Below are 4,707 nucleotides of genomic sequence, written 5' to 3'. Positions count from 1 at the left end.
TCAGGCACGGCCTGATCCAACCACACCAGAGCAGCAACCTCACACAGCGTCACACACAGCCGTCACCATCACGCTCCGATTAGCCCCTGAATGCTTGCCCTGACGGGTGAGCTGTGGGCTGCTGAACTACCAGGGGTGTCGGGGTGGCTTGGGCAGATGGTGCACCCCTGGCCGGTCGGCGCGCACGACCAGTGGCGCTCCTACCAGTTCGAGGTGGCGCTCACGGACGCACAGCTGCAGGGCCTGGAGAAGGCCCGCGCAGGCGGGGAGCTGCACCTGCGGGCCCAGCTGACCGCGGTGCGGCTCGGCGCGGTTGATGGCTGGCCGGCGCGCAATCACCAGGAGGTGATCACCCTCTCCTCCGAGGAGTGGGCGAAGGTCCTCGACAGCGCGGCCCAGGGGGCGGCCGTGACCGTGCTGGTGCCGATCACGGAGGTGGAGGGACGGGCGACGGCGGCGCGGCGCAACCACGCTGCGGTCCTCACCGAGCTGAGACTCGACCAGACCGTACCCTGACAAGCAGCCTCTAGGATCGTCGCAACACGCAGAGTGTTGCGACGATCCCTGGAATCCGCCCTTCGCTGGGAGGAACGGGGCTCTTCGTCGTTCTAGGGCCGTCTACGGCCGTTCAGTGAGCATCCGCCTTGTGTCGGCATCCTCGCGTGCCCGCCGGGGAAGGCACCGGGGACATTCGCAAGGTGGCCACGCTGACGAGATCAACGGCGCTAGGTCGCTTTTCGCTGTGAACTCCGCTGTCCGGCTCCATGACTTGCCTGAGTCCCGCGATACGCGGAGCGTCAATAGCGGCGTGTCCTGATCCACGCTCTCACCCGCTGTGGCGAACGCGTCGCCGGTATCGGCGCGGATGCGCGCAGTTGGACAGTTCCGCGCGGGCAACGGCTTCCCCAACTTTGGACCCTGCCGCTTTCGCGTCCTTGATTTGGGCGATGAGCGCTAGGCACACTCCGCACGGCTGCCGGTTCATGCCGACACCGCCTGATAGTCAATGCCGCACGAAGCCAAGACGAGCGCCGTACGTCGCTCCAACTGCCGTTGTGCTTCTCGCCGTTGCTCGAACGCGATCAGGTACGGCCGGACGAGCTGGACGTCTTCACCCCTGAGCACGTCCACACTTCGGAGCTTCGAGGATGCCCAACTACCCTGCGCAGTCGGTGCGTTGGGCGGCGCGGTCGGCGTCACCGGCGGTGCGGCGTTGCCCCGCCGGTTGCCGGTGCCGGGAAGGAGGAGGGCGACAAGCCACCCGATAAGCTTTCGCACGTTGACGCTCCCTTAAAGCGTTGGCCACGCCCCCGGACCGTTAGCGCGGTCGCGGGGGTCTTTCCATCGTTGAGGATACGCGCATTCGCGCATTCGCGGTCGCGGGATCACGCAAATCCGCGCATGCTCGGATCATGGATCTTGACCGTGGCAAGCCTGTTTGGCCTCAGGTTGCCGACGAGCTGCGCCGCCGGATCGACGCGGGCACGTACGCCCCCGGTGAGCGCTTCCCCGCCGTGGTGGACCTTGCCGCTGAATTCGACGTGGCAGCGTCCACGGTTCAGAAGGCTGTAGCGGTGCTCCGCGCTGAGGGCAGGCTCAGGACTGTGCTGGGGCAAGGCTCGTTCGTGGTGGACGAGCTACCGAGCGCCGAAGGCTGACAGCCCCGCTGAGCTGCGATTTCTCGTTGATGGTTTGACAAAACACCCGCCCGCATGGGCGACCATGCCAGCGCTCACCGCTGCATGTTGCTCGCGGAGACCGCCGCCGGACAGATCCGCCGGGACGACGAGCCCGCCGAGACCGGATACGTTCAGTCGGGGCTTGTCGAGGCGCAGCTTGCCGAAGCGCTGATGAGTCTCGGCGACATGAACCCCGCGCAGGAATACGCCCTCGAAGCGGTACCCACCCAGGCTCATGCCCGTGGCCGGGTTCACCGCCTTGCGACGCTCACCAACGTCCAGCTCCGCAGCGGCGACGGGGACCAGGCCGCCGCTACGGCTGTCGACATGGTGGAGCAGGTGCAGGGGATGGAGTCCCAGCGGCTAAGGGACCGGCTTGTCTCCGTCCGGCAGGCGCTGACCGGGCATGGCAGCGTGGTCACACGGGACGCGGCCGAACTGATCGACGAGACGCTTCGCGTTCCGCTGTAGGCCGGTCCATGCTGGGATACTGCCGAGACCCAAGCGCGGAAGGCGGCAGGCACGTGTCGGTATGGAAGAACCTGGGCGAGCACACCGTGTACGAGAACCCGTGGCTGCGGGTGAATCTCGCCGACGTGGAGCTGCCCGACGGCCGTCACCTTGACCACTTCCTGATCCGGCAGCGGCCCGTCGCCCTCGCCACGGCCGTCAACGAGAACAACGAAGTGCTGCTGCTCTGGAGGCACCGCTTCATCCCGAACTCATGGGGGTGGGAGATCGCCGCCGGAATGGTCGAGGACGGCGAAGATCTCGAAGAAGCAGCCGCCCGCGAAATGCTCGAAGAGACGGGGTGGCGACCCACCGGCCCGCTTCGCCATCTGCTGACCGTCGAGCCCTCGAACGGTCTGTCCGATGCCCGGCATCACGTCTACTGGTCCGAGGGTGCCGAGTACGTCGGCCACCCGGAAGACGACTTCGAATCCGAGCGCCGCGAATGGGTCTCGCTCAAGGACATCCCCGATCTTGTGGCGCGTGGGGAGATCCGGGCATCCAACGCAGCCGCCGCACTGCTCATGCTCCACCACATGCGATTGGGGTAGCGCAGCCCCCGAACTGGAGGGTGCGGTGGTCTTGGGCTGCGCAGTGGAGACGACGGTGCGGGGCATTGCGCACGCGACGGCCAGCGCCAGCGGGCCGGCGGCCACGGCTGCCCACACGCCGATCCGGGCGAGACAGACCCTTCGGCGTGCGGTCTTCAGGGTTCCGAGGGAAGCGCTCGGAGTGTGGAGTGGCCGGGGGGTAGAGGCGGCCCCGGGTGTTGTCTTCGTGGGTCTGGGTGGGCATGCAGGGGCTCCTGGTGAGGGGCGAAAACGGCTGTTGCCCCTATGGAGCCCCGCACTGCTCACCGATTCGCTCACCACCAGAACCCGTTTGCGATCACGGTTCGGCCACGGCGCCCTTGGTGAGTTCGCGCCCCCCCGTGGTGAGTTGGCGCCGCCACTCACCATGCCTGGTCACAGGCCCTTTTCACCCACCCGTCCAGGGAGCTGCGGTGGATGCGGACCGGGCCGGGATCCGAGAAATTTCCGCACTCACCACAGCCTTGGAGCGACACACCACGCCTACAGCAGAAACTCACCACGGCTCGCGGCGGAACTCACCACGGCCCGTCCGGCCGCCGGAAAGACTCACCAGGCTGATCGGCCGAACTGACCGCCCCCGCGAACTCCACCGATGCCCGCTCACCGTCCCGCACGGCGGCCGCCAACGGCCATCCCCGGCCGCCGGTCCCCGTCCTGATCGGGTCCTGCAACGTGCTGCGCAATGCCGCGCGCCGTGATCCTCGGCGACCGATTGCGCAGGCCGACTGCGCAGCCCGACACGGGAACTGCGCAACGGCCGCGGTTCCGGTCCGATCGCCGTCTGCCGCGCTGCGCAATGGCGGCGGAACTCTTGCGCAGGCGGTCGCCCGGTCGCGCCACGCTGCTGCCGGCGGGCGCCGTCGTCGAGTGCGCAGCCCCTTCACGAATCCCGCGGCGGTGCGCGTGTCCGCTGGTGCGGGGGGCTCGGCTCCTCCTGCCCGGCTTACCGGCGCATACTGGCTGTCCGCCCGGGTGCATGAAGAAGACACTTGCATGCGCTGCCAGCAGCTGGGGGGAGCGGACACCCTCGAGCGCCAAGACAACTGGGAGACAGCCGCGTCGAACTGCCCCTTAAGCGCGGCGACTTGGGCGGCTTGCTTCTCGGCGCGCTCCTCCGGGGTGCTGGTCCGGCGATGGCTGGGCGACTTCGTGACTGCCAATGTGACTCCTTGGTGGGTTGGAGCCGTCGGCCGGAGTTGCCGCTCCGGCCGACGATTCGAGAGGCTTGCCGTTCGCTCTTTCCTGCACTCATAATCGTACTCTTTACCGCTCTGGCACCATTACCTGCACCATTGCTTGCGGCATTCCTTGCACCATTCCTTGCGCCATCGCTTGCGGCGCTTTTCACGGTGAGTCGACGTTTTCCCTGCTCAGCAACCCTGTTCGGGGCTTGCGCCGTGCTGACTTCCCCTCGTCTGCCTGCCCTTCTGTGCCTGGGTTGGTGGTGTGTGGTGGGTGGTGTGGTTGGGCGGCGGTCTGCGGGGAGGCCGACCGGGCGCTGCGCTGGGCCGTGGATGTGGCGGCCCGGCTGGCGGGCCGTGGCGGCAACGGCGGCAGCTGGCCGAACCTGGGCGTGACTGCCGTACCCTGGGAGTGCTCCTTGAGATGGAGCGGCGGCTGGTGAAGCGTTCGGCCGGAGTTGCTGCTCCGGGCCGACACCGTTGGTGACTTTGACAAGCCGCACCCTTATTCCCGGGCGCAGCGCCCGGGAATTCTCGGGCCTGAAAAATTCCCCATAATCTTGGGGCGGAGCGGCTGCGCCGCTTTTGAGCGTCTTCTATGTGCCGGCGGCCATCGGCGCGGACCACCATGTCGCCATGCACGCTGCGCCGAGGAGATCAACGGCTTCGCGGGCAGCAATGTCGGTGAGTTGATGGGCACCCCGCTCACCGCGCACTTCCTCGGCGGCTGCCCGATCGGCGATG

At 67.6% G+C, this 4,707-nt stretch carries 4 protein-coding genes; all 4 read left to right on the top strand.

Going from position 1 to position 4,707, the window contains the following annotated elements:
- Positions 1-90 precede the first annotated feature (90 nt).
- The 4 genes from EFK10_RS45630 (at position 91) to EFK10_RS45610 (ending at position 2,740) form a co-directional block, all read left to right on the top strand.
- Positions 91-516, top strand: coding sequence for a hypothetical protein (locus EFK10_RS45630; RefSeq protein ID WP_127361524.1), 426 nt, complete (start codon positions 91-93; stop codon positions 514-516).
- Between the two features lie 896 nt (positions 517-1,412).
- A complete protein-coding gene (locus EFK10_RS45620) occupies positions 1,413-1,658 on the top strand; it encodes a GntR family transcriptional regulator (protein WP_127361522.1) in 246 nt (81 codons plus the stop codon).
- Between the two features lie 54 nt (positions 1,659-1,712).
- Complete coding sequence (locus tag EFK10_RS45615) at positions 1,713-2,150, top strand: hypothetical protein (RefSeq protein WP_127361521.1); 438 nt, start codon at positions 1,713-1,715, stop codon at positions 2,148-2,150.
- A gap of 8 nt (positions 2,151-2,158) precedes the next feature.
- On the top strand, positions 2,159-2,740 hold the full coding sequence (locus EFK10_RS45610) for an NUDIX hydrolase (protein ID WP_127361520.1): 582 nt from the start codon (positions 2,159-2,161) through the stop codon (positions 2,738-2,740).
- The last annotated feature ends 1,967 nt before the right edge of the window (positions 2,741-4,707 follow it).

The sequence above is a fragment of the Streptomyces soli genome, from assembly GCF_003999195.1.
Lineage (GTDB): Bacteria > Actinomycetota > Actinomycetes > Streptomycetales > Streptomycetaceae > Actinacidiphila > Actinacidiphila soli.
Note: the sequence above shows the minus strand (reverse complement) of the source record. Positions and strands in the feature narration are given on the sequence as shown.